Here is a 26292-nt window from a genome sequence, read left to right as displayed (position 1 = left end):
ATGAATACTCCATCCCCTTCTTATCCCTACCTACTATTCACATTCGTACTTGTAAATCTCCTTACCATATCCTCTATCAATTAGTAAAAGTTCATTTGGATATAGTGTCTTATGTTCCATTCCTACTTCATCCTCTGTTATAAACATTCCATCAATAATCATTCCAACTACTTGTGATTCTTTCGCTACAAAGACAGATTTCGAACCTTTCTTCGCTATAAATGTAACGGATTGCACAGTTTTTCTTTCTGCTCTAAATGGGATCCCAAAATAATGGTTCCACCATTTATTTCGAAGTAATTCTGGTTCAGATTGATATAGCCAATCTTTCGCTACCTCTTGATCCCATTCATAATACAGTAGTGCTTTCCGGTGAAATCTTGGCCGAACAATCCATCCTAAAACAATGATTCCTACTACTAACAGTAATAAAGTGATAGGAATGACAAACTTAAAAATAAGCGCATATTTTTCATAAAACGGAGCATCTTGAATATGGAATGTTATGTTTTTCTTTACTTCTTGTAACTTTGAATCCTGCATTACGATGGTAGCTTCTACGGTGCCGGTATCTGTAAAATTAAATGTGTCGGAGTAATAGGGACGAGGATAAACATAGATTTGATTTCCATGTTGCTTTATTTCATAGTTGATTGATTGTTTAGATGTGACACCAGTAGATTTTAATAGTTTCTTTACAGCCTCTTCTGTCATCGGCTTACCATCTAACTGTGGTTGTATAATAAACGGTTTACTATTCTCTAAATTTGTCACTTTTTCTTCATAATCTTTTGTAACAGTTTGAAGTGATAATTTCGGTTTCTCAGCTGTTTCAATTTTAAATTCTTTCGTCTGTCTATAAAACCCCTTTATATTCATATGAACTTTCCCGCGTACTAACCCTTTACCAAGCTTCGTTTCGTAATAAAACACATGCCTTTTATCGTTCCACTTCATTGCATATTGTTTTCCGTCTATTTCTACTTCTGCCTGAAAGTAAGAAGACTGAACTGGCAACTCCGTAGGCCTTGCTTCAATAACAGCTGTCACACCTTCATACATTTCCTCAACATTTTTTCTATCCTTATCCTCTTTATCATAAGTAGAAACAGTATAATTAAGTGCCGGTTCGACTAGTACTTGTAACCCTTCTTTCTCAATATCTCGGTCCACTTCTATCGTATAAGTTCCTGGTTTAATAACTTCCTCATTTTCCGTACTTATATGAACTATATTTCCGAACAACTTTGCTTCTCCTGGTGCATGTATGGAAAAAGAAGATTGTAATTGTAATGGTTTAGAAATTTGTGTGACCTGATAATCGGGCAGAGAAGGCGATTGTCGTACAAGCGTCATACGCTTTAACGGAAACGGTGTTGTAATCTCTACTCTTTTCCCCACTACTTTCGTTTTTACAATCGATTCAACAGAGGAGAATGGATCACGATTTGCAACTAATGCTGCCACTTGATTTACACTTTTTACAATGCCATCTTCTCCGCTTGACGGCATCGTAACACCATTTATCTCTTTCTTCCATATTTCCTTGAACGTATTTAGTTGTTCTTTTTCTTGTTGTCCTAAATCTTCTTCCATCGTAATTAAGACTGGATGTAACGATATCTTTTTTGCATCCATTTCTTTCTTAAACTGGGCTAATTTCTGCAAAATTTGTTCTTTTCCGCCAACCTTATCTTTCTCTAAATCATTAAATGCCCCGTCAGTTAATACAATAAGCCAAAATTCACGTTTTCCATCTATATCTGCTTCCTTTTTTATAGATTGCATCGCCGTTTCTACCGCGCTAAATGGAGTATTTAAATACGTTTTCCATGCTCCAATTCCCTCAATTTCTGTTTGCCTTTTATCCTTCGTTAACGAAATGTTTAATGGCTCATTCGGCTTACTCATTGGAACGTAAGAAAATTTATCTTTTTCATCCAATAGCGCAACTAAACTTTGCAAAGCATAATTGGCATATTTCCAGCGATCGTTATTTCTCATGCTGTCCGAATCGTCATATACAAGTGAAACGACCCTTTCCTTTGCCTCCTCTCCTTTTGCAAAAGCTGATAAAGGTAAACATATAAATAGAAACAACATGAACGTGGCACAAATTCGGATTTTCATGATGAGGCTTCGCCACCTTTGTAGACAAATTCCTATGTTTAAATTTATGAGAGGAAACAAGATATATGACTTGTATTTTAGGACAACGAACCCAGCATAATTTTATTATGTAAACAGTTATAAGAACTGAATATTATTCCTTCTAGCGTTTTCTATCCGATACTATAAGTAAAAAAGCCTGTTTAAGCTCCACACTTAAAACAGACTTTTCCTACTTTTTATTTTAAAAACACATAACAAAAAGTTTGATTTTTGACTTAACACATCACTTCTATTGTAAATCCACCAGGTGCTTCAACGTAAAACGTATACGCATGGACATGCTTAGGAGGCTCGACCAAAAATCCATCTTCCTTCAATCTTTCATTTATCTTATCTACTTGTTCTTCACTTTCTTGTGGAAATCCTACGTGAAATGTTCTTGGATACTGAACTTCTTTTCCTTTCATTAAAGTTAGTATAAATCCATCATTATCACGCATAACTGCAAAGGCATTCCCTCTTGTTCCACTACAAGTTAGACCAAAATACTTCTCTAAAAACTCTCTAGCTGCTGTTACATCTGTAACTGTTAAATTAAGATGTTTAATTCCCAATCCTTCACCTTCTTTCTCAATTTTCTAACATTTTATCATACAAATAAAAAACACGCCTTCCACAGCGTGTTTCATTGCTTTACATACACTTCAACAATCGGATTCTCTTTATTATCCGCATGCAAGCGTATATTCTCTTCACTTGTATTATAAATACTAGCTAATAACATTATCGTTAACACATTAGGTGTCTTCGCATCACTTCCGTATTTTCTCTCAAGCGCTTCCTTATATTCAAAATCTAAATCCCCCTGCACATATGTATACACTTCAAAACCATCTTCTAAATTGCAAACTACTGTATCAATAATATCTGTCCCTACTTGCTTCTTCATTTCCTCTCGTAACGCTTCAATAAAATCTTCCCATGGTACTTCGTATGTCTGAAACTGATCTGTAGATTTCATGCCTTTTCCTCCTTATATATCCTCTTCTTATATTTCCCCTTTCCTATAACAATTATGATAGATAGGGCATTCGTACAAGCCGCACTTGTCCCCCTTACATATCGTATTACTGTAATGCGGAAGGAGGAAAGAATATGCATAGACAAAAATGTTATGATACATGCCAACGTTATTTCGGAAAAGTTGTTCGGATTGAAGACCGTGATGGCCGTATACATTTAGGTAAAATAATCGATGTGACACAAAACTCTGTATGGATCGAACCGGTGCAACAGCGCTCATCTTTCGATTCAGGGTTCGGATACTACGACGCTTATGCAAACGGTGGTTGTGACCTTTGTGGAGGCCTTAGCAGGTGTGATAGTTGTGGATTCGGATGCGGTGGTGGATTCAGCAGCTGCGGATGTGGTGGTCGTGGTTGTAGTAGTTGTGGTTGCGGCGGCTGGGGAGGCGGCGGTTGTGGCTGGGGTGTTGAACTCGGATTTGGTTTCATCTTCGGAATTACATTAGCTGCATTATTTTTCATTTAACATAGTAAAGAGTTGGCTACCTTTAGCCAACTCTTTTTCTTTATTTTTCACATATAAAAATACGATGCCCTAAAATGTGTTGGTACATAAGCCGTACATTTTCATGCTGTGCCCACGCCTCATATAACTCATTCGGAATATGTGAGGATACATTCCATTCTGGCTCTTCTACATAGCCAGAGATTGTTTCTGCAATCGTGCCACCACCCGCAATTGTAATTCTTTTAAAATTTGCTTTCTGAAATAATTGTACCCACTCATTCTCAGTTAACAGTTCTTTCATGCCATATAATTGGGCGATTTTTTCTTCCTCACCCTTATCAATGTGCCTATCAATAATCATTTCAATGACAACAAGCTTACCGTCCTGCTGTAATACACGATAACACTCCGAGATAACCCTTTCTTTGTCTGTAAAAGCGATGATTGATTCTCCAAGTACGAACTCAAATGAGTTATTCAAACACGGTAAATGCTCTACATTTCCTTCAATTAATTGTATATCTAACCCTTCAAACAACCATCTATCTTTTGCCTTTTGAATCATAATTTCATTCTTTTCAACCGTTGTTACTTTATAGCCAAATTCCCTTGTCATATACGCCGCTGTTTTCCCCGTACCACAACCTATCTCAAGGACATTCGCTCCATATTTAAAAGGCAGTTGTGCTAACAATTGTTTTGTTAACGTAAAGCCACCAGGATGAGCACTTCCTATTCCGTAATAAGCTAGGAAATCGATGTATGTGTTTCGTTTCATGGGATTCTCCCTTTTTTATTTTATATATTCGAGCACGGAAGAAAAGTGCATAGAAAAAAGGGCGTATTGTACGCCCCTCATCTTACTTATCCTCTGTAATATATGCCCATTTATAGCTGTAGTCTCCACCAACCGGATGGTGAACAATACCTTTTACTTTCTGTCTTTGAACGATAGCATCACCACGTTGATATAATGGTGCAATTACAGCATCATCAAGTAATATTTTCTCAGCTTTTAGTAAGCTATCCCAACGTTCTTTCGTTTTCGTTAATAGCTCGCCTTTACCTTTTTCTACAATTTCATCATATTTTGGATTTGAATATCCAGTTTGGTTATGAGGACCATTTGTAACGAACATATCAATGAATGTCATTGGATCTAAGTAGTCAGGGCCCCAACCAGCGTAAGATAAATCATAATCTAAATCTGATTCTAATTTTAATTTTTGTTTAAACGGTTGATTTTTCAAGTTCACTGTTAACCCTGGTAAGTTTTTCTCAAGTTCTCCTTTTAAGAATTCTCCTACTTTCTTCGCATTATCGCTATCGTAGTTTAATAGCTCAATCGTTACTTGCTCTTTTCCAAGTTCTTTTTTCGCTTTTTCCCAATGCTCTTTTGCTTTTTTCACATCTGTTTTTAAAATATCTCCATTTTCTTTACGGAAGTCTTTTCCATCTGGACTCTTAGCAAATTCTTTTGGTACTAAGTAATCTGCTGGTGTAGATCCGTCATTTAAAATAACGTTCGTTAAGCCTTTTTTATCATATGCCTTTGCAATCGCTAAACGTAAATCTTTGTTCTTTAATACTGTATCTTGCCCACCACGTTTTTGGTTTAAACGTAAGAAGAACGTTGATGGTGTTTTTTGTGTATAAAAGTCTGGATTTGATTTATATTTGTCAACCATTTCAGATGTAAGTCCCGCACGATCGATTTGTCCGCTTTCATATAAGTTTACACGTGTACCGCTATCTTTTACTACGTTAAAGTTGATTTCATCTAACTTAACTGTTTTATTATCCCAATATTGTGCATTTTTCTTTAATTTCCATCCTTCTTCATGTTTCCAGTCTGTTAATGTAAATGGTCCGTTGTATAACGTTGTATCTGCTTCTAAACCAAATTTTTCACCTTTTTCTTTTACGAATTTTTCATTTAACGGATAGAATGTTCCGAATGAAGTTAATTCTACAAAGTAAGGAACTGGATTTTCTAATTCTACCTCTAATGTGTAATCATCTACAGCTTTTACACCTAACGTATCAAGTGGTGCTTTCCCATCATTAATTGCTTTTGCGTTCTTTAAATCAAACATAATGTATGCATATTCCGCTGCTGTATTTTTATCTACCGCACGTTTCCAAGCAAACACGAAATCCTTCGCTGTTACAGGGTCTCCATTTGACCATTTTGCATTTTTATTTAATGTAAATGTATACTTTTTACCATCATCACTCTTTTTATATGATTCAGCAACTCCTGGTGTTGCTTTATTATCTTTATCAAGTCGATATAAACCTTCCATTACGTTGTTTAAAGCTAGAAACGATACTTGGTCTGTCGCTTTAGCAGAGTCCATAGATGGAATCTCTTGAGACTCTGTTAAATTAAGCACTTGCTTCGCCGCTAGCTTTCCGCCTTCTTTTTCACCGCTTTTTGGTGTTGTGCTTGCCTTCTCTTTATCTCCTGATCCAGAGCAAGCTGTTAATGCCATACTCATTACTAAAACTGGTGCTACGACCGCTGTCAATTTTTTCATCTTTTTTCTCTTCATTTTTTTGTACCCTCCCCAATTATATGTACGATATTAACATTTAGAAATTCTCTACTAACTTTCGTTATCAGAAAATTCTTATTAATTAATATTCTACTGTTTTTTTAAATTTTGTAAAGTATTTTTGTGAATTTTCTAAATATTTATTTTTTTATTATAGTAACTTGTTGTTTTAACTACTATATGAATTATCCCCCGTCTACTATATGTAAACATCTCTCCCCTTATTCCACTCTATTACTACGTTCTATATTTTTCTTATTAGCATGAGGTCTCTTACTATCATCTGTATTACTACTTACTGACCTCTCTAAATTCCTCCGATAGAACCTTCCTAATTACCTACCCGATTCTCAATAGACTAACGAGATTTATTCCCTTATACATACTAAAAAGCATTTCAAAAGCAGCTCAGCCACTTTTGAAATGCTTTCACTTTATTTTTTTCCGCCATCCTCAGTTACATACGCCCACTTAAAGCTATATTCTGGACTGATGTTATGTTTCACAATTCCTTTTACATTCGGTTTCATTACATACGATCTTCCTGTTTGATATAAAGGAACTAACCCTGCATCTTCTTCAAGGAATAATTTTTCAGCTTTCCCTAACGTTTCCCAGCGTTTTTTCGCATCACTCATTAATTCATTACCTGCTTTTCCTACCATTTCATCGTATTTTGGATTTGAATAACTCATTTGGTTGTACGGGCTCTTCGATTCAAACATATCAATAAATGTCATTGGATCCGCATAGTCTGGACTCCAACCTGCATAAGAAATTTCATAATCTTGCGCAGTTTCTAATTTTAATTTTTGTTTGAACGGCTGAATTTTCGTATTAATCGTTACACCTTTTAAATTTTTCTCAATTTGATCTTTTACATAGTCAGCAATCTTTTTCGCAGTTCCATCATCATAGCTTAGCAATTCAATTGTAACTTGATCTTTTCCAAGTTCTTTTTTCGCTTCTTCCCACGCTGCTGCTCCTTTTTTCGGATTATATTTCAGACCATTTTTAAATGTATCTTGATAATCTTTACCATCTGGCCCTGTCGCAAGTCCTTTTGGAACCAATTGATCTGTTGCTTTTGAACCATTATTTAAAATTACATTTGCCAATCCTTTTTTATCAACTGATAATGCAATTGCTTCACGAAGTTTTTTGCTCTTTAAAGGCGTATCTTGTCCGTTACGTTTTTGATTTAAACGTAAGAAGAATGTACTTGATTCCGCATACTCACCATATTCTTCTTTGTTCGATTTATATTTATCTACAAACTCTCCTGATAGTAATGTAAAATCAATTGATCCTGTATCATATAAGTTTACTTTCGTTGCAACCTCTTTTACTACACTATAGTTAATTTCTTCTAATTTCACAGTCTTTTTATCCCAGTACTTATCATTTTTCTTCAGCTGCCAACCTTGTTCATGTTTCCATGAAGACATAACGAATGGACCATTATACACAGTTGTATCTGCTTCTAAACCGTACTTATCACCTTTTTCTTTTACGAATTTTTCATTTAATGGATAGTATGATGGGAATGCTAATAAATTTAAGAAATACGGTACCGGTTTTTCTAATTCTACTTCTAGCGTGTAATCATCTACCGCCTTCGCTCCTAATTCAGTTACAGGTTTTTCTCCTTTATTAATCGCTTCTGCATTTTTAATATAGTAAGCAATAAATGCATATTCTGCTGCAGTATTCTTATCAAGTAAGCGCTTCCACGCAAAAACGAAATCTTTCGCTGTTACAGGATCACCATTTGACCATTTTGCATCTTTTCGCAGTTTAAACGTATACTTTTTACCATCTTCACTTTTCGTACTAGACTCTGCCGCAGCAGGAATTGGCTTATTATCTTTATCAAGGCGATATAGGCCTTCCATCGTGTTCCCTAAAATTTGCGAACCTAATGTATCAGTAGATTTAGAAGTATCCATCGTCGGAATTTCTTGGTTTTCCGTACGATTTAATACTTGTTTCGCTGCATATTTAATATCAGATTTTTTTTCTTCCCCACTATTTGATGTAGTAGTCGTTTTCTTTTCCCCACCTGACCCAGAACATGCTGTCAATGCAACACTCATCGCTAAAACTGGTACTACAACTGCCGTTAACTTTTTCATCTTTTTTCTCTTCATTTTTGTACCCTCCCTAATTATATGTACATTACCAACCCTTGAGAGACCCCTTACTAAAGATTTATTTTTCAGAAAATTATAACTAATGTTATTCTACTCTTTTTTTCGTATTTGTAAATAGTTTTTTAAATATCCTGGTTTTTTTTAATTTAGTAGGATTTATCCCCCATCTACTATATGTACATACTATACACCTTATTCTCCTCTATTTAACCACACTAAAAATTAGTATTTTAAGCTCACAAAAAAAGCATTTAAAAGTAGCTAAGCCACTTTTAAATGCTTTTTCAACTCTATTATTTTTCAGTCACATATGCCCACTTAAAGCTAAATTCTGGACTGATATTATGTTTTACTACTCCCTTTACATTTGGTTGTAAAACATAAGAATCTCCTCGTTGATATAAAGGTACAATCGCTACATCTTCTTCAAGTAATGTTTTTTCAGCTTTTCCTAACTCTTCCCAACGTTTTTTCGCATCGCTCATTAATTCCGTTCCAGCTTTTTTCACCATGCCGTCATATTTAGGGTCAGAGAAGCTCATTTGGTTATGAGAATGTCCAGTCTCAAACATATCTAAGAACGTCATTGGATCTGCATAATCCGGATTCCATCCGCCATACGAAATATCATATTGTTGTTCAGTTTCTAATTTTAGTTTTTGCTTAAATGGTTGAAGTTTAATGTTAACTGTTACACCTTTTAAGTTTTTCTCAATCTGATCTTTAATATATTCGCCAACTTTTTTCGCATTACCAGTATCGTAGTTTAAGAATTCAATTGTAACTTGGTCTTTACCTAGCTCTTTTTTCGCTTCTTCCCAAGCTGCAGCAGCTTTTTTAGCATTTGGTTTTAAACCATTTTTAAACGTTTCTTGGAAGTCTTTACCGTCTGGTCCAGTTGCTAAACCTTTTGGTACTAAGAAGTCAGCTTCTTTTGATCCATCATTTAAAATTACGTTTGCTAAATTCTTTTTATCAACTGATAGTGCAATTGCTTCACGTAACTTTTTACTCTTTAATGGTGTATCTTGTCCATCACGTTTTTGGTTCATACGAATGAAATACGTACTCACTTGTGAATATGTTCCGAATTCATCTTTCTTATTTCTGTATTTATCTACGAACTCTCCAGTTAATAAAGCAAAGTCAACTTGACCGCTATCATATAAATTGATAAGAGTTGCTGGTTCTTTAACAACACTGAAGTTAACTTCTTCAAGTTTTACAGTCTTTTTATCCCAATATTGATCATTTTTCTTTAATTGCCATCCTTGTTCATGCTTCCAATCTTTAAGAACGAACGGTCCATTATAAACTGTTGTATCAGACTCTATACCGAACTTCTCGCCCTTTTCTTTAACGAACTTTTCGTTTAATGGATAATATGATGGGAATGCTACTAAGTTTAAGAAGTACGGTACTGCTTGCTCTAACTCAACTTCAAGCGTAAGATCATCTACTGCTTTTACTCCTAATTCAGTTACAGGTTTTTCTCCTTTATTTACTACTTCTGCATTTTTAATCGGGAATGCGATAAATGCATACTCAGCAGCTGTTTTTGGATCTAATAGACGTTGCCAAGCATATACGAAATCTTTCGCCGTTACTGGATCTCCATTTGACCATTTTGCATCTTTACGTAGTTTAAATGTATATTTTTTACCATCTTCACTTTTCGTGCTAGATTCTGCTGCAGCTGGAATAGGTTTATTATCTTTATCAAGACGATATAATCCTTCCATCGTATTCCCTAGCATTTGTGAAGATACTGTATCTGTTGATTTAGAAGAATCCATCGTTGGAATCTCTTGGTTTACTGTTCGATTCAACACTTGTTTTGCCGCTAATTTTCCCTCTGACTTGCTATCTCCACTTGAGTTTGTGCTTGTCTTTTTATCTCCGCCTGATGTAGAACATGCTGTTAGTGCCATGCTCATTGCCAAAACCGGTACTACAACTGCTGTTAGTTTTTTCATTTTTTTCTTTTTCATTTTCTGTACCCTCCCTAATTCTAAACGATAGCTATTAAAGAATTTTCTGATAATTCTGTTTTTCTCTATATATTTATCAGACGATTCTTACTAATTCTTATTCTACTAATTTTTTAATTTTTGTAAAGTATTATTATTGAAAATTTTTAAAAAATTATTTTTTTACAGTAATATTCATAAAAATTCCATATGTTGTTCAAACCTTATTTTGCATTCATACACATTCGTTGTTTTAATCACTTCGATCTCATTTACCGCTTGAATACTGGTTAATTATTGCTAATAAATAATGCATATATGTAAAAACATCTTTTCTACAAAAATAAAAAAGCAGACATTTCGTCTGCTTTAATTCTCCTCAATTTGCTTTTCACTTAACCCTAGATGTGTTCTAAGAGTATTACTCAAACTCTGTAGATCTTTTTTATTAGGATTATAATAATATACACGTTTCCCGTTTGGGCCATTAGGTAAGTATAAATCATCACCAGCTAATTGTATTTTTTCAACTGAACCGTTTAAACCGTATTTATAAAAAGATAAAATATCATCCATTACTAAATTTGTTTTAAAATCACCATCAACCGCCTCAACTATTTTTTCTAGCTTCGTAATCGATCCTACACTTTTTAATTTACTTAAAATCGCTTCAATAACAAGTTGTTGGCGCTGTCCTCTCATTGCATCACTATCAATATGGCGCGTTCTTGCTAGTGCAAGTGCTTCTTCCCCATTTAATTTTTGTAATCCTTTTTTCAAATGAATCGCATCAGGTTCATCTTTACTATTTTGCTCCGTAAATTCAACTGGGACATCCACTTCAATACCATCTAACCCATCAACAATTTTAGTAAAGGAACCAAAATTAAATTTCACAAAATAATCAACAGGCACCTGTAACAATTTTTCTACCGCTTCCACAGAAGCTTGCGGTCCTCCATCTTTACCATTTTTAACGAAACCACTTCCATATGCATGGGTTATTTTATCTTTTTTCTTTTCAACTGGAACATATGTATATGTATCACGCGGTATGCTTGTTAATTTCACTGTTTTATCGTCTTTATTAAAAGTCGCTAACAATAATGCATCTGTATGAAATGCACCATTATATTCCTTTTGTCGTTCTTGATTTTCATCAATTCCCATAATTAAAAGTGAAACATGATTTGCAATTGGCTTTACAGATTTCTCACGTAAATTGGATTTTTCACCTCGTGCTAAATTCAAATTAGATTTTTGTACAAGACTAGAAGTTTTCATATATACATAGGCTCCATAGCCAATTCCACCAAATAGTAATACCGCCAGTAGTAAACTTGTTATCTTTTTCTTTTTATATTTTTGCTTATTTTTCTCTTCTCTTAAAGATGAATGATTCCCCATTTACTCTCCTCCTGTTTCTATTGATCCAATATGTTTCTCATTTTTTCATATTTAGCGCTATCCTTTTGAAACATACTTTCTTTCAATCCCTTATCTATTTGTATCCATTCAGTCGTAACTGAATATTGAATCAAGCCTTCTTGAAAACTAAGAAATTTCAACATAATCCCTGTATTTTTCTCCACAACCATTTCGAATTTCCCTCTTAAATCTTCAGAGGTGCTAACAGGCATCTCTATGTTTATAACTCCTTCAATTTTGTAACAATCTAATCCAAGATATTTCGTTTCTTTATAATTCCAATCTTTATATCGAATTAATAAATCTGCGAATTCTGATTGAATACTATATTTAGCTAGCCCTACATATTCATCATCATATCTCTTTTTCTCATCTGATTTTCTCACTAACCTTTCCGTAGGATTTAATTTTAATAGTTCATTGTTTCTTTCTTTCGGGTTCCATTTTGTCTCTTTATAGGTATACTTCTCATCATCAAACTCTTTTTTCTTGCCCTCGTTATATATAATTGTTCGTTTTTTGGCTAGTTTATCTTCTTTCGAAGAGATACCTCTTTGTTTCTCCGTATCAATCGCATACTTATATGTTGTAGCAATTCTTGATGAGCTAGAATATTCCTCAAATTGTCCTGAAATATTTTTAAAATAATCAATAGAATCTAGCATTTTTTGATGAATCTTTTCTTTATCTGGATAATGTACATTCGATTTTATTTCTTCTTCATTTTCATAATCAGAAAACGCTTTTTTCTTTACATATTCAAATACTCCACCATTTTGCGCAAAACTTTGTATAGAAAACTCAGACATAGATACCACTGAAAGTATACAAACCGCTGCACTAATTATCATCATATGAATTTTGTAACTCTTCTTTTTTACCTTAAGATTATGTAGCGTACCATTAATCTTTTCATTTAACTCTGGAGGTACTATAACATTTTCATCTTTGATTCTCTTTTTTAATTTCTCATCAAATAATTTTTCATTATCCATCCTTTACACCCCCTATTCCATCTTTAATCGTTTTTGTAGTTGTTCCCTCGCGCGTGATAATCTTGATTTCACTGTTCCTTTCGGTATTTCTAACAGCTTTGCTATACTCTCTTGATTCATATCTTCATAATAATAAAGCACCGTAACAGCTCTTAATTCTTCATGTAACGATTGAATCGCATTACACAAATCTATATCTTCATACTGATCACACGCACTCATATTGTAATCATTCTCTTCTGTCACAATTACATTTTTATACGCTCTAATAATATTGTTACACTCATTTATTAGTATTCGAATTAACCAAGTGTGAAAAAATTCTTCTTTTTTTAATTTTTTTATATTTTCATAGGCTTTTAAAATTGTTGTCTGTATCGCATCCTCTATATTTGTCTCATCACGTAACATCGCCTTTGCTATTCGATACATCTTCACTTTTTCTGTATGTATAAGCGCTATAAAGGCTTCATGATCACCTTTTTTCGCTAAAGAAACATCCGTTTCTTCTTTTATAACCATTTTATATAAAGGGATTACTTTCACAATCGCTCCTCCTGCTTCATCCTCACTTCATCACTTCCAATTTAACTTTACATGTATTAGACGTATGAACCTAGAAAAAGGTTCACTTTTTTGAATATTTTTGTAATTAAAAAGATAAATATCCTTTATAAGGATGCAATAAACATACTAGTTTAAATTTACAAATAAAAAAAGCCCACTTTCTCAGTGGACTTTCTACTCTATAACGGTAAATCCCTCTTCCTAAATACTACAATCGCTACGATAAAAATACAAAGCGCTACAGCAGTTAAACCTATGCTTACCGGCCATATATTATATGATCCTTCAGCAATTTCTTTCGGACGAAACAGCGTGAATAATGATAGGTTTTTCATCCATTCTAACTTATCACTTAACTTCCCTACCATATCCAATACGAAAAATAAGATAGTTAAACTCGCTGAATAACTTAGTGCTTTTCTTTCGTCATTACATATACAAGAAAAGAAAAATGAATACGCACTAACGACTAAAAATATGAGCCCTCCGACTACATTTATCTTCAAAAATAACTCTTTATTTAAGTTATTATCTTGTAAAAACCATTCTGCACCTACTAACCCAGCTACATACGTAACAGATACAATAATCAGAAGTCCCAATATGAGAACAGCAGCTTGTGTAATCGCAATTTGCACTCTAGATACAGGTGTTGCTAGCATGTATGCCATTGCTCCTTTATCTACATGACGAGCAATTAAATGTGTCGCAACTGTTACGCAAAAAATTGTTAAAATGATAATAAACAATAAACTATAGTATTCGCCCGCTAGAAAATCCATTACGTTTTGAATCGGACTTTCCATACCAACGATTTTTTTCACACTATCAGGCATGGCACCTATTAATTCATTTAGCCCTTTCGCTGATACCATTGACGGGAATATCCAAATTAATAACCACAGATATAAAGCTGCACCAGACGCATAACTCAAAATACTTTTTTGTGTTTCTTTCAAACTAGCTAAAAATAATTGCTTATTCATGCGTTATCCCTTCTTTCTTATCGTAATAATGCATAAATAAATGTTCTAAATCCATCGCTCTCGTTTGAAGTGCCGTTACATTGTAGTTTGAAAGTGTTTGTAAAACAGTTTGATAGTTTCCTTGTACAATGATAGATGCCTCTCTGCCTTTTACCGCTTCAAATTGCAAATTACACTTTGTAAGAGACTCAATCTCTTCTTGTGATGATACTGTTACATCTATCACTTGTCTTCTCATACTTTGTAAATCGTGAATATTTTCAACTGTTACGAGTCGACCATCTTTAATAATAGCTACTCTGTCACAAGTTCTCTCAATTTCAGTGAAAATATGCGAAGACATAAGAATTGTTTTTCCTCTTTGCTTTTCCTCTAATATTAAATCTATAAACACTTGCTGCATAAGTGGATCAAGTCCAGATGTTGGTTCATCTAAAATTAACACCTCTGGATCGTGCATAAATGCAGCGACTATCCCTACTTTTTGCTTCATTCCTTTAGACATTTTGCGAATCGGTGTTTTCACATCAAATTGCAGACGCTCTATCAGTTCATCTCGTCTTTTCGTATCCTTTAATCCACGCATTCCTTGCATTAATTTTAAAAACTCTAATCCGTTCATTCCTTCAATAAAAGAAATTTCACCCGGTAGATAACCAACTTCCCTTTGAATTTTCGCTGCTTCATTCCAACAATCTAATCCGAAAATTGTCGCTTTACCAGCTGTCGGTTTTATAAATCCCATTAAATTACGAATCGTCGTTGATTTTCCGGCACCATTCGGTCCTAAATAACCAAATACTTCTCCCTCTTTTACATCAAATGTAATATGAAACAAACCTTTTCCATTCGAAAACTGTTTTGTGACATCTTGAACTGAAATCATAATTCCACCTCATTTTTTGAAATATTTAATATGTGATATTTCAAAATTATTGTACTCCTCATCTTTCATATTCGCAACAACTTTTTGAAATATTTATCAGTCTATATTTCAAAATTATTGTTTTCCATTATTTTTTCTTGTATATTTTAAGTGAGGTGATTGCATTGAACGGCTTTGAAAGAGTAAAAGAAAAGAAAAAGCGTGCCATTAAAGAAGCAGCATTCTTATTATTTTCAGAACGTGGATTTAATGAAGTGAAAATAGAACATATCGCAAAAGAAGCAAACGTTTCTCAAGTTACAATTTATAATCATTTCGGAAGTAAAGATGCGTTATTTAGGGAGCTTATACAAGAATTTATCATATCTGAATTTCAATATTATAAAGAGCTTGCAGAAGAAAAATTACCTTTTCATGATATGATGCAAAAAATGATTGTAAGAAAAATGAATACTGGCGGATTATTTCAACCTGATATGTTACTACAAATGATGCAAAGGGACGAAGAACTCCGTAAGTTTATTTATAGTTATCAAAATGAAAAAATCCTACCCTGGTATTTAGAAATATTAGAACGAGCTCAGCGCAAAAACGAAATTAATCCACACCTTACTAAAGAAATGATGTTACTTTACATTCAAATGTTTACAAAATTAGGTGATGAATTTGGAGCACAACTTCTTGAAGGAGATCGGGAAAAACATATAAAAGATATCGTTACGATGTTCTTCTATGGTCTTTCTGTTCCACAAAAGTAATTTTTCTAAAGAACAAATAAAATCATCAAAAAGCCCTTTGGATATTTAAATCGCAAGGGCTTTTTCATATCAAAAAATGACTAAAACTAACTTTATCTTAAAGAAGTTAAATGCTGCTTTATAGATAACACCTTATTATAGATTAACTCTTTTAGCATCACAGGCTGAATTGAAATAATCGTTTCACCAAAATTTAGAAAATAACTTGAAATAAACTCAACTTCTTGCTTGTTAAAATAGCCTGTTATACTATAATTTTCATTTTCTTTTTGTATCCTCATGGAAGGATAATTCTCTTTATCAAAAATGTCCTTTCCTTTTTGATTAACAATGACGCTAAAATCAATTGCATCAGGTTTTCTGTGAAAGTTTGTAAGATAACTTAATAGTTCTTCAAGATTTTTTGAATTCGTGTTGCTTGTTTCCTCAATAGAAAGAATTTTATCACATCTAATTATTTGAACACCATTTGTCTCAAAATTAAAGATTTTAGCATACCACTGGCCAAATTTAGATTCGATTCGAATAAATTGGGCGACCAATACTTTCTCCTCATCTTTTTTTAAATATGTTAAATAATAAACTCGCTCAGCAAAAATCCCCTGTAAAATTTCTTTTAAGAACGGACTAAAATTACTATGATTTGTTACTTCAAAGGAAAGCGTTCGTTCCATAATCGAAATGTTTTTACTCACATTATCAGGTAGTACATGTTTAAATTTATTTTCAAGCGCAATACTTTCTATATTAAATGGTTTTGTCTTGTATCCATTTAGTGTAAGAATCGAAAAGTATAACGCATACATTTCATCCACACTAAAATAAATTGGCGATAACACACTATTTTCTATAATTTTATAACTTCCATTTCTACCTAGTTCAGAATATATGGGTACACCTATTTCTTCCAATGATTGAATATCTCGTAAAGCTGTACTTTTAGAAATATCATATCTAACCATTAAATCTTTTAAATTAAAATTTCTTTTATTATTTAAGAAAATAAGCATATCATTTATTCGTTCCGTTTTTTTCATATTTACCTCCCGAAAGGTGTCATGTATTGAAACCTTTTTAGTCTATATTATAATTATTAACTAATAAAGGAGTTGTAAATTTATGACATTAGAAATAGCTATTTTTCTCTCAATGAATGGGCAAGCAAAGGAGGCAATTAACTTTTATACACGTAATTTAGAAGCCAAAAAATTAATGGTTGTTACGTATGAAGAACTGGCGAAAAGAGATCGTTCTTTTAAAATTACAAGTGAAAATAAAGAACATATCGCTCACTCTGTTTTACAAATTGGGAATACAAAGCTAATGATAGCAGAAGATACAATGAATACTAATGAACGTTATAACGTTGGAAATAACATGTCACTTTGCATTCAAAGCGCTAATTTAGAAGAAATACAAAGATTTTATAATAATTTAATTTCCGATAAGCATGTGAAAATAATCTCTCCGCTAGAAAAAAATATATTTAGTGAAGCATATGGTATTATTGAAGATCCTTATGGCATACAAATCCAATTAATGTATGATAAACGACTAAACTAAATAATTAATCATATTCACATATTCCTAATAAAAAGACACGAATTTCGTGTCTTTTTATTTTATAGAAATGACTCTACCTTTTTCACTGCTTTCAATCGCTAATTGAATCAGTTTAATAACATCTAAACCTTCTTTTGCTGTTACAGGTAGTTTCTCACCATTTAATATACTATCTCGTACACCTTTATAATAATTGTCATAACAACCGACTTCTGTTGGAATACGCTCTAAGCTTTCTTCTGTTTCTAAAGTAGCAAAATTCTCTTCATCGTCTACTCCATAACCGTTATCACCTGGCTTCATTCCATTTTTTAATTGCTCTTCCTGCGAATCCATACCGTACTTCACGATAGAACCTTTCTCTCCATGCACTATAAAATGCGGTCCAGCTTTTTTCACATAACTGCTACTACGTAAAATGACACGTTTAACTCCGTAATGAAGTACTATGTGGAAATAATCATCCACCTCTGCACCTGGTCTTTGTTTTATTACATCTGCACTTATCGCATCGGGTTTCCCGAATATTGATAACGCTTGGTCAATTAAATGCGATCCTAAATCGTATAATATACCGGAGCCTGGTAGATTTTTTTCTCTCCATCGATCACGTACATGTGGACGGAAACGATCAAAATTCGATTCATATGCGTATACATTCCCTACTCTGTTTTCTCCTAACAATTTCTTAATTGTTAAGAAATCATTATCAAAACGACGATTATGATATACGCTTAACATTATATTATGCTGCTCTGCTAATGAAATAAGCTTTTCCCCTTCTTCAATTGAGACAACAAATGGTTTTTCTACAACAACATGCTTACCGTTTAAAATTGCTTCTTTTACATATGGAAAATGAGTTGTATTAGGTGATGTAATAACAACTAAGTCAACATCAGCTCGCTTCACCAATTCATCAATTGTACTAACAACATTAGCATTTGGTAATGTTTCTTTTACTACCTCTTCTTTTGAGGATAATACAGCACGAATATCATATTCTTCTATCGTTTGTAATAGTGGGATATGAAATGTCGTACTAGAAAAACCAAATCCTACAATCCCTACACCTATTTTTTTCATGTTGCCCCTCCATTTGTCTCGCTTTAACAGGCAGTAAGATTCCTAACTCAAAATTCAGCGAAAACTAAGGAACTAGGTGAGGAATCAACTGCTCGTTAAAGCCCGATTGGTTTAACTAATAATCAGTGTGGATAAAGAAAATCCCCATTGATTAAAGTTTCACTTTATGAGAACGATTTCATTCAGTTATTATAACAAGATTATTATTATTTATATAATAAATTGCCTAGAAAAAAGCATCTTGCTATTATTCATAGCAAGATGCCCTCTTTATTCTGGTCTTTTCTTCGTCCACGTTTCTACTACTTCACCAGTATCATTAACATCTAGCACTAGGCTACCATTACTATACCGGTCTTTATTTCGATACGCTTTCGGATCAATCTCTTCTACAATGTTTTTCTCTGTCTTCATGTAAACTAATTCATCGTCCCGAACAATTTCAATACCGACAATGCGGTACGGATTACGTTTTAATTCTTTGAAAATAACAAGACCTCGTTTCGCCCTCGTTGATTTTTCAATTTCTGATGCTTTTAGACGTTTTACAGCACCGCGCTGTGTTACGAGAATAAGTTGATCTTTGTCACCATTTAACGGTTTACCAGAAGCGACATAGTCATCTTCTTTTAAATTAATTGCTTTCACGCCAGCAGCTCTTACACCGACTGGACTTACTTCATCTTCATGGAAAATAAGTGCATATGCACCGTGTGTAGCAAGAACGATATCACTCGTTCCATCTGTCGCAAATATATCGACAACTTCATCATCTTTTTTCAAGTTTACAGCAACGAATGCCCTTGAATAACGCTGAACTTTATATTGATTTAATTCTGTTTTCTTTATCATACCATTTCTTGTTACAAATACGATAAATCGTTTTTCTTCCTCAAAGTTCGGTACAACCGTTGCCCAAATGATTGTTTCATCCCGGTCGAGTGAAACGATATTAGCAACGTGCTGACCTAAATCTTTCCAACGAATATCTGGCATTTCGTATACTGGCAGATATATATAGTTGCCTTTATTCGTAAATAAGAGGACTGTCTCTGTCGTATTCGTATCGAATCGTTCAAGTAAGATGTCACCCTCTTTCATACCGAAGTCTTTGCCATTTGAGGCATTATGTGAGCGCCATCCAGTACGTTTCACATATCCTTCTTTCGTTACAGTAACGATGACATCTTCTTGTGGGATCATCACTTCTACATCGATTTTAATTTCCTCGATTTGATCTTCAATAATTGCGCGTCGATCATCACTATATGTTTTCTTAACTCTCTTTAAATCTGTTTTAATTACTTGAAGTAATCTTTTTTCACTTTGTAAAATTGCCTGTAGCTCAATAATTTTCTTATTAAGCTCATCTGCTTCTTCTTGTAACGCCGTAATGTCTGTATTCGTTAAGCGATATAATTGCAAGGAAACAATTGCTTCTGCCTGTGCTTCTGTAAAGCCAAATTTTGCACTTAAATTATCTTTCGCGTTACGTTTATCTTTTGAAGCTCGAATTGTTTCAATTACTTGGTCTAAAATCGATAATGCTTTCTTTAAACCTTCTACAATATGTTGACGATTTTCTGCTTTTCTTAATTCATATTGCGAACGTCTCGTAATAACCTCTTTTTGATGTCCAATATAAGCATCTAAAATTTTCGGTAATGTCATAAGTGTTGGACGACGATTATTGATCGCTACCATATTAAAGTTATATGGAATTTGCAAATCTGTATTTTTATATAAATAATTTAAAATACCTTCGGCGTTTGCTTCTTTCTTTAATTCAACAACAATTCGTAAACCAGTACGATCTGTCTCATCACGCACTTCAGCAATACCATCTAACTTTTTATCTAGACGTAATTCATCCATTTTCTTTACAAGATTTGCCTTATTCACTTCGTAAGGAATTTCAGTGATTACAATTTGTTGTTTCCCACCGCGCACTGTTTCAACTTCTGCTTTTCCGCGAATAATAATTTTACCTTTACCTGTTTCATACGCCTTTTTAATACCATCAATCCCCTGAATAATACCGCCTGTTGGGAAATCTGGTCCTTTCATAACTGTTAATAAATCATCAACAGTACTATTTGGCTTATCAATACGCATCATTGTAGCATCAATAACTTCTCCAAGATGATGCGGAGGAATTTCTGTTGCATAACCAGCGGAAATCCCTGTAGATCCGTTCACTAATAAATTCGGGAACGCTGCTGGTAATACAACCGGTTCTTCACTCGTATCATCAAAGTTTGACACGAATTCAACTGTTTCTTTATCAAGATCACGTAATAATTCAGATGCGATTGGTGATAAACGAGCTTCCGTATAACGCATCGCTGCCGCTGGGTCCCCATCAACACTACCGTTATTACCATGCATTTCAACTAAAACATTACGTACTTTCCAAGTTTGGCTTAAGCGTACCATTGCTTCATATACAGAGGAATCTCCATGTGGATGATAATTACCGATAACATTACCTACTGTTTTAGCTGATTTACGAAACGCTTTATCATGTACATTGCCTTCTACATACATAGAATATAAAATACGTCTTTGTACTGGCTTTAAGCCATCACGTGCATCTGGAAGTGCACGATCTTGAATAATATATTTACTATAACGTGCAAAGCGATCACCTAACACGTCTTCAAGCGGGAGGTCATGAAACTTCTCTGCTTGCATGTTATTCCACCTCCGTCTCCATAATCATTTCATTTTCTAAAATATTTCCTTCTTCTTGCATACCAAACTGTACATTACGTTCAATCCATTTACGGCGCGGTTCTACTTTATCGCCCATTAATGTTGTAACGCGACGCTCTGCTCTTGCTGCATCATCAATTTTCACGCGAATTAATGTACGCGTTTCAGGATTCATTGTTGTTTCCCATAATTGATCCGCATTCATTTCACCAAGTCCTTTATAACGTTGTAACATATAGCCTTTTCCAACTTTTTTCGTTACACCGTCTAATTCCTCATCTGACCAAGCGTATTCAATTACCTCACTCTTACCTTTTCCTTTACTTACTTTGTATAAAGGAGGAAGTGCGATAAACACTTTACCAGCTTCGATAAGTGGCTTCATATATCTGTAGAAGAACGTTAATAACAATACTTGAATATGAGCCCCATCCGTATCGGCATCGGTCATAATTACAACTTTATCGTAGTTAATATCTTCAACATCAAATTCATTTCCTACACCGCCGCCAATCGCATAAATGATTGTATTAATCTCTTCATTTTTAAAGATATCAGCAAGCTTTGCTTTTTCTGTATTAATTACTTTACCACGTAACGGTAATACGGCCTGGAAACGTCGGTCTCGTCCTTGTTTCGCAGAACCACCGGCAGAGTCACCCTCTACTAGGTACAGTTCATTTTTTTGCGGGTTACGTGATTGTGCAGGTGTTAATTTCCCGCTTAACGTACCTTCTGATTTTTTCTTTTTCTTACCACTACGCGCTTCTTCTCTTGCTTTACGGGCTGCTTCACGGGCTTGTGCTGCTTTAATTGCTTTTCTCACAAGAAGTGTAGCTACATCAGGATTTTCTTCTAAAAAGTATGCTAAATGCTCAGATACAATGGCATCAATTGAAGAACGCGCTTCACTTGTACCTAGTTTCCCTTTCGTTTGCCCTTCAAACTGAAGCACTTCTTCTGGTACACGTACCGAAACGATAGCCGCTACACCTTCACGAATATCTGTGCCTTCTAAGTTTTTATCTTTTTCTTTTAATAGTGCTACTTTACGAGCATACTCGTTAAACACACGCGTCATCGCTGTTTTAAATCCAGCTTCGTGTGTTCCACCATCTTTTGTACGTACGTTATTTACAAACGATAAAATGTTTTCTGAGTAGCCATCGTTAAATTGAAATGCTAGTTCTGCTTCAATTCCATTTTGTTCACCAGTGAAATATACAACTGGATGAATGGAATCTTTTTCTTCGTTTAAATATGAAACGAAAGCTTCAATTCCCGTTTCATAATGAAATACATCCTCTAAATCATTTCGTTCATCTTTTATTGAAATTTTCATTCCTTTTAATAAGAATGCAGATTCACGTAATCTCTCACATAATGTTTCATAATTATAATTTGTTGTGCTGAAAATCGTTGTATCTGGTTTGAAATGCATCGTAGTACCAGACTCTTTCGTCTTCCCGATTTTCTCAAGCGTCGTTACAGGAACACCGCCATTTTCAAAGCGTTGTTCGTAAATATTTCCGTCACGCTTAATCGTTACGACTAACCATTCTGATAAGGCATTTACAACCGATGCCCCAACCCCGTGCAAACCACCACTCGTTTTGTAACCACCTTGACCAAACTTACCACCGGCATGAAGTACAGTTAAAATAACTTCAGGTGTAGGTTTCCCAAGTTTATGCATTCCCGTAGGCATTCCTCGCCCTTTATCTATAACGCTAATACTATTATCTTTATGTATTACGACTGAAATTTCGTCGCCAAATCCCGCTAACGCTTCGTCAACGGAGTTATCTACTATTTCATATACTAAATGATGCAATCCACGGCTGTCCGTGCTCCCGATATACATACCCGGGCGTTTTCGAACGGCTTCAAGTCCTTCTAACACTTGAATCGCATCTTCATTATATTGGAACTGATGCTTCGCCAAACTCCTTGCCCCTTTCCTAATCCAAAATCAGAACATATGTTTCTATTATAGAATAACGCCTCGACTATAGTTTTGGCAAGTTATCTTATCTCTTTTATATACCATTTTCAATAGAAAAATCCTTGTTTTCTCACAAGGATTCCTCTAGGCTACTATTTCAGAAAAATAATCGTTTGTCAACGAGAAATGGATATGTATTCCAAGATTACACATTCCAAACCTTTATTATGATCCAAATGATCAAGATCCAAAATGGGATTACAAATAACAACCCCCAAAAACAGCCTTTAAAAAATCTCATGATGAACACCTCGTTCATCGGCCCTACTTATCTATAATGAGGGCTGAATCAATCTTTCTACCTTTAAATCTATACTATTTTGTCATCGCATGTTCTACTTTAATACAACGATCCATTATTACAGTATAGTCTTTTTCTTTTAAAAATTTGTATGTATCCTCATCTTGTACTCCTAATTGTGCCCAAAAAACATCTGCATCAATCTCTACAAATTCTTTTGCAACATCCATTAAAAACTCTGAGCGACGAAATACATTTACAATGTCAACGTGTTCCTTAATATCCTTTAGTGAAGAAACTGCCTTTTCTCCAAGCACCTCATCTACTGTTGGATTAACTGGAATAATGCGGTATCCAGCATCTTGCATTGCTTTTGAAACCATATACGATGTACGTTCTGGCTTATCTGATAATCCAACAACCGCAATTGTTTTGCTTTTCTTTAACACTTCACCAATTTCCGTACGAGTTGGGTTTTCAATTGTCATAATTAATCCCTCCTATTCCTTTAGTATAGCCGATAAAGAAAGTCTCTTTCAATATGAAAGAGACTTTCTTTTATCCACTATTTGCGGATAACCTTACTAATTAAGGTTTAAACTTATTGATTCTTAGTAGTTGAATTATCTGCTAATGTAGCTGTTTTCGTCATTTTTTGGCCGTTGCGATAGAATGTAACTTCTACTTTCTCGCCTACTTTTTTCTTTTCATATAAATATTTGCGGAATTGAAGTGAATTTTCTACTTTTTGGCCATCTAATGCTACTACAATATCATATTGCTCTAAACCAGCTTTTTCAGCCGGTGATATTGGGTAAATTTTACCTAATACAACGCCATTTGTTACCTCTTTCGGTACTTTCAATTGATTTACTGCATAAGCTTGCACATCTTCTAATGAAACAACACCTACGCCAAGTGCTGGACGTTTCACTACACCATCTTTTTCAAGTGATTCAATGACTGGTTTCGCAATATTAATTGGGATTGCAAAACCAATTCCCTCTACTGATTGCTGAGCTATTTTACTTGAATTGATACCAATTACCTCACCGTTTTGGTTAAATAATGCACCACCACTGTTACCTGGGTTAATCGCTGCATCTGTTTGAATAACTTGTGCTTGCCAATCTGGTCGTTTATCCCCATCAATATCAACTGGAATTTCACGTTCTTTACTACTAATAATACCTTCCGTTACACTTCCATCAAATCCTAACGGGTTACCGATGGCAATTGCTTTCTCACCAGCACGGATTTTACTTGAGTCGCCTAAACTTGCAACTTTATTCACATTAGCCCCATCAATTTCTACAACAGCTAAGTCTAACCAAGGGTCCTTCCCCACTAATTTCGCATCAACTTGCTTTTCATTGCTTAGTTTAACAGCAAGTTTATTCGCACCATCTACTACATGGTTGTTTGTTACAATATATGCTTTATTTCCTGCTTTTTTATAAATAACACCTGATCCTGTACCAGCTGTTTGCTCTTGACCTGTCGGTTGCATTGCAAATGGATCTACACTTTGTTGCATATTAATAACACCTACAACAACATCTTTCGCCCCTTCAATCATACCAGGTAAATCAGTTTCATTTTTCGCTTTATTTACAACTGGAACTACAGTACCTTCTACTTTTGAATCCGAACTAAATGATGATACTGGCGCTCCATTATTTTGAGCCCATGGCATATATGGTGCTGCAAAACTAATCGAAACCGCTCCGACTACAGCCCCCACTAAACCTGTGAAGAAATAGCCTTTTTTACTACCTGATTTTCTCACTTCTCTCGTCTCACTATGCTCTTCATTTAAATTTGGTCCGTCGTAATATCCCATGTTTTATTTCCCCTCTCTGGTGAATTCGTATTTTCAGTATAGTCACGTTTTGTGTCCTTCTTGTGAACTCATCGTGAAATCTAATTAAAAAAATACTCCTATCTAACATTGTAGACAAAAAAAGTATTTTTTGTACATTCTACCTTCAAAAGAGAGTATAAAATCGCCATTTCCCTAGGCTAAATTACACAAATCGTTCTAGATTATTCTTCAAATTTATAACCAACTCGAATAACAGTACCGATATGCTTCGCTTTATCTCCTAGCTTATTTCGAAGTTTTTTAATATGGGTATCAACCGTTCTGTCATCACCGTAATAGTCATATCCCCATAACTGGTCTAATAAATGTTGACGTGATAACACAATTCCTTTGTTCTCCATTAAATAAACGAGAAGTTCAAATTCTTTATGTGTCAATATAATTTCTTCTCCATCTACTAAAACAGTTCTAGATAGACGATTCACTTCTATTCCAGCTAAAGACATAGCATTTTCTTCCGCTACTCCTACCGCACCATCCGCACGTTTCAATAACGTCTTTGCACGAGCTACTAATACTTTCGGGCTAAATGGTTTCGTTACATACTCATCTGCACCTAATTCAAAACCTAGCAATGTATCATCCTCATCCGAACGTGCTGTCAACATAATAATTGGTACTGCTGATTCTTTTCTAATTCTTCTACAAACAGACCATCCATCTATTTCCGGTAACATAATATCTAACATAATTAAATCAATTTCATGCTCTGCAAATAACTCTAACGCTTTTTTTCCATCTTCTGCTTCGATTACTTCAAAACCTTCATTACGAAAATAATCACTAACAATTTCACGTAATCTTCTTTCATCTTCAACAAGCAATACTGTTTTATTCATATAATCTATCCC

Annotated in this window: 22 protein-coding genes; 3 read left to right on the top strand and 19 right to left on the bottom strand. The window is 34.4% G+C overall.

Going from position 1 to position 26292, the window contains the following annotated elements:
- Positions 1-33: 33 nt before the first annotated feature.
- The 3 genes from QCI79_RS22910 to QCI79_RS22900 form a co-directional block, all read right to left on the bottom strand.
- Complete coding sequence (locus QCI79_RS22910) at positions 34-2130, bottom strand: vWA domain-containing protein (protein WP_021727506.1); 2097 nt, start codon at positions 2128-2130, stop codon at positions 34-36.
- 257 nt (positions 2131-2387) lie between these two features.
- Positions 2388-2726: a VOC family protein gene (locus QCI79_RS22905; protein ID WP_000511523.1), complete on the bottom strand. Its 339-nt coding sequence runs from the start codon at positions 2724-2726 to the stop codon at positions 2388-2390.
- A gap of 71 nt (positions 2727-2797) precedes the next feature.
- Positions 2798-3133 carry a hypothetical protein gene (locus QCI79_RS22900; protein WP_000842888.1) on the bottom strand — a complete coding sequence of 112 codons (336 nt, stop codon included), beginning with the start codon at positions 3131-3133 and terminating at the stop codon, positions 2798-2800.
- A 134-nt stretch (positions 3134-3267) separates the two neighbouring features.
- Here QCI79_RS22900 and QCI79_RS22895 point away from each other — a divergent pair, with 134 nt between their 5' ends.
- Positions 3268-3663, top strand: a complete 396-nt coding sequence (locus tag QCI79_RS22895; protein ID WP_000554977.1) for a hypothetical protein — start codon at positions 3268-3270, stop codon at positions 3661-3663.
- 40 nt (positions 3664-3703) lie between these two features.
- Here the strand turns inward: QCI79_RS22895 and QCI79_RS22890 are convergent, their stop codons facing one another.
- The 9 genes from QCI79_RS22890 to QCI79_RS22850 all read right to left on the bottom strand — a co-directional run bounded on the left by QCI79_RS22890 (position 3704) and on the right by QCI79_RS22850 (position 15188).
- Positions 3704-4423 carry a class I SAM-dependent methyltransferase gene (locus QCI79_RS22890; protein ID WP_000828247.1) on the bottom strand — a complete coding sequence of 240 codons (720 nt, stop codon included), beginning with the start codon at positions 4421-4423 and terminating at the stop codon, positions 3704-3706.
- Positions 4424-4505: 82 nt separating this feature from the next.
- Complete coding sequence (locus QCI79_RS22885; RefSeq protein WP_000823443.1) at positions 4506-6200, bottom strand: peptide ABC transporter substrate-binding protein; 1695 nt, start codon at positions 6198-6200, stop codon at positions 4506-4508.
- Positions 6201-6637: 437 nt separating this feature from the next.
- Complete coding sequence (locus QCI79_RS22880; RefSeq protein WP_000823472.1) at positions 6638-8353, bottom strand: peptide ABC transporter substrate-binding protein; 1716 nt, start codon at positions 8351-8353, stop codon at positions 6638-6640.
- Positions 8354-8649: 296 nt separating this feature from the next.
- A complete protein-coding gene (locus QCI79_RS22875; protein ID WP_000727532.1) occupies positions 8650-10347 on the bottom strand; it encodes a peptide ABC transporter substrate-binding protein in 1698 nt (565 codons plus the stop codon).
- Positions 10348-10695: 348 nt separating this feature from the next.
- A complete protein-coding gene (locus tag QCI79_RS22870; RefSeq protein WP_000526729.1) occupies positions 10696-11733 on the bottom strand; it encodes an LCP family protein in 1038 nt (345 codons plus the stop codon).
- Positions 11734-11750: 17 nt separating this feature from the next.
- Complete coding sequence (locus QCI79_RS22865) at positions 11751-12749, bottom strand: hypothetical protein (protein ID WP_000368243.1); 999 nt, start codon at positions 12747-12749, stop codon at positions 11751-11753.
- A 12-nt stretch (positions 12750-12761) separates the two neighbouring features.
- The gene (locus tag QCI79_RS22860; protein WP_000864758.1) at positions 12762-13295 is read right to left on the bottom strand and encodes an RNA polymerase sigma factor; all 534 of its coding nucleotides are present in this window, start codon (positions 13293-13295) and stop codon (positions 12762-12764) included.
- A gap of 200 nt (positions 13296-13495) precedes the next feature.
- Positions 13496-14302 carry an ABC transporter permease subunit gene (locus QCI79_RS22855; RefSeq protein ID WP_001041439.1) on the bottom strand — a complete coding sequence of 269 codons (807 nt, stop codon included), beginning with the start codon at positions 14300-14302 and terminating at the stop codon, positions 13496-13498.
- Positions 14295-15188 carry an ABC transporter ATP-binding protein gene (locus QCI79_RS22850; RefSeq protein WP_000626568.1) on the bottom strand — a complete coding sequence of 298 codons (894 nt, stop codon included), beginning with the start codon at positions 15186-15188 and terminating at the stop codon, positions 14295-14297. The genes QCI79_RS22855 and QCI79_RS22850 overlap by 8 nt, the downstream gene beginning before the upstream one ends.
- 155 nt (positions 15189-15343) lie before the next feature.
- Here QCI79_RS22850 and QCI79_RS22845 point away from each other — a divergent pair, with 155 nt between their 5' ends.
- A complete protein-coding gene (locus QCI79_RS22845; protein WP_002005560.1) occupies positions 15344-15946 on the top strand; it encodes a TetR/AcrR family transcriptional regulator in 603 nt (200 codons plus the stop codon).
- A gap of 92 nt (positions 15947-16038) precedes the next feature.
- Here the strand turns inward: QCI79_RS22845 and QCI79_RS22840 are convergent, their stop codons facing one another.
- On the bottom strand, positions 16039-16983 hold the full coding sequence (locus tag QCI79_RS22840) for a helix-turn-helix transcriptional regulator (protein ID WP_000750566.1): 945 nt from the start codon (positions 16981-16983) through the stop codon (positions 16039-16041).
- An 82-nt stretch (positions 16984-17065) separates the two neighbouring features.
- On the opposite strand from QCI79_RS22840, the gene QCI79_RS22835 reads away from it, so the two are divergent.
- Positions 17066-17509: a VOC family protein gene (locus QCI79_RS22835; RefSeq protein WP_000171346.1), complete on the top strand. Its 444-nt coding sequence runs from the start codon at positions 17066-17068 to the stop codon at positions 17507-17509.
- A gap of 54 nt (positions 17510-17563) precedes the next feature.
- Here QCI79_RS22835 and QCI79_RS22830 read toward each other — a convergent pair whose 3' ends face one another.
- The 6 genes from QCI79_RS22830 to QCI79_RS22805 form a co-directional block, all read right to left on the bottom strand.
- Positions 17564-18595, bottom strand: coding sequence for an oxidoreductase (locus QCI79_RS22830; RefSeq protein ID WP_000719771.1), 1032 nt, complete (start codon positions 18593-18595; stop codon positions 17564-17566).
- Positions 18596-18865: 270 nt separating this feature from the next.
- Positions 18866-21289, bottom strand: coding sequence for a DNA topoisomerase IV subunit A (gene parC / locus QCI79_RS22825; RefSeq protein ID WP_001147463.1), 2424 nt, complete (start codon positions 21287-21289; stop codon positions 18866-18868).
- 1 nt (position 21290) lies between these two features.
- Positions 21291-23255: a DNA topoisomerase IV subunit B gene (gene parE, locus QCI79_RS22820; RefSeq protein ID WP_001062202.1), complete on the bottom strand. Its 1965-nt coding sequence runs from the start codon at positions 23253-23255 to the stop codon at positions 21291-21293.
- Positions 23256-23630: 375 nt separating this feature from the next.
- Positions 23631-24044, bottom strand: coding sequence for a CoA-binding protein (locus QCI79_RS22815; protein ID WP_000151387.1), 414 nt, complete (start codon positions 24042-24044; stop codon positions 23631-23633).
- A 113-nt stretch (positions 24045-24157) separates the two neighbouring features.
- Positions 24158-25399, bottom strand: coding sequence for a S1C family serine protease (locus QCI79_RS22810; RefSeq protein WP_000542647.1), 1242 nt, complete (start codon positions 25397-25399; stop codon positions 24158-24160).
- Between the two features lie 203 nt (positions 25400-25602).
- Positions 25603-26280 (bottom strand): response regulator transcription factor, encoded by a 678-nt coding sequence (locus tag QCI79_RS22805; protein WP_001044679.1) that lies wholly within the window; start codon positions 26278-26280, stop codon positions 25603-25605.
- Positions 26281-26292: the final 12 nt, after the last annotated feature.

It is taken from the genome of Bacillus cereus group sp. MG1 (assembly GCF_040460035.1).
Lineage (GTDB): Bacteria > Bacillota > Bacilli > Bacillales > Bacillaceae_G > Bacillus_A > Bacillus_A cereus.
The sequence above is the reverse complement of the archived record's forward strand: the minus strand, read 5'-3'. Positions and strand labels throughout refer to the sequence as shown.

Coding starts and splice junctions, on each gene's coding strand:
- QCI79_RS22910 (WP_021727506.1), bottom strand. CDS start 2,130: ATGAAAATCCGAATTTGTGCCACGTTCATGTTGTTTCTATTTATATGT.
- QCI79_RS22900 (WP_000842888.1), bottom strand. CDS start 3,133: ATGAAATCTACAGATCAGTTTCAGACATACGAAGTACCATGGGAAGAT.
- QCI79_RS22895 (WP_000554977.1), top strand. CDS start 3,268: ATGCATAGACAAAAATGTTATGATACATGCCAACGTTATTTCGGAAAA.
- QCI79_RS22890 (WP_000828247.1), bottom strand. CDS start 4,423: ATGAAACGAAACACATACATCGATTTCCTAGCTTATTACGGAATAGGA.
- QCI79_RS22885 (WP_000823443.1), bottom strand. CDS start 6,200: ATGAAGAGAAAAAAGATGAAAAAATTGACAGCGGTCGTAGCACCAGTT.
- QCI79_RS22880 (WP_000823472.1), bottom strand. CDS start 8,353: ATGAAGAGAAAAAAGATGAAAAAGTTAACGGCAGTTGTAGTACCAGTT.
- QCI79_RS22875 (WP_000727532.1), bottom strand. CDS start 10,347: ATGAAAAAGAAAAAAATGAAAAAACTAACAGCAGTTGTAGTACCGGTT.
- QCI79_RS22870 (WP_000526729.1), bottom strand. CDS start 11,733: ATGGGGAATCATTCATCTTTAAGAGAAGAGAAAAATAAGCAAAAATAT.
- QCI79_RS22865 (WP_000368243.1), bottom strand. CDS start 12,749: ATGGATAATGAAAAATTATTTGATGAGAAATTAAAAAAGAGAATCAAA.
- QCI79_RS22855 (WP_001041439.1), bottom strand. CDS start 14,302: ATGAATAAGCAATTATTTTTAGCTAGTTTGAAAGAAACACAAAAAAGT.
- QCI79_RS22850 (WP_000626568.1), bottom strand. CDS start 15,188: ATGATTTCAGTTCAAGATGTCACAAAACAGTTTTCGAATGGAAAAGGT.
- QCI79_RS22840 (WP_000750566.1), bottom strand. CDS start 16,983: ATGAAAAAAACGGAACGAATAAATGATATGCTTATTTTCTTAAATAAT.
- QCI79_RS22835 (WP_000171346.1), top strand. CDS start 17,066: ATGACATTAGAAATAGCTATTTTTCTCTCAATGAATGGGCAAGCAAAG.
- QCI79_RS22830 (WP_000719771.1), bottom strand. CDS start 18,595: ATGAAAAAAATAGGTGTAGGGATTGTAGGATTTGGTTTTTCTAGTACG.
- parC (WP_001147463.1), bottom strand. CDS start 21,289: ATGCAAGCAGAGAAGTTTCATGACCTCCCGCTTGAAGACGTGTTAGGT.
- QCI79_RS22815 (WP_000151387.1), bottom strand. CDS start 24,044: ATGACAATTGAAAACCCAACTCGTACGGAAATTGGTGAAGTGTTAAAG.
- QCI79_RS22810 (WP_000542647.1), bottom strand. CDS start 25,399: ATGGGATATTACGACGGACCAAATTTAAATGAAGAGCATAGTGAGACG.
- QCI79_RS22805 (WP_001044679.1), bottom strand. CDS start 26,280: ATGAATAAAACAGTATTGCTTGTTGAAGATGAAAGAAGATTACGTGAA.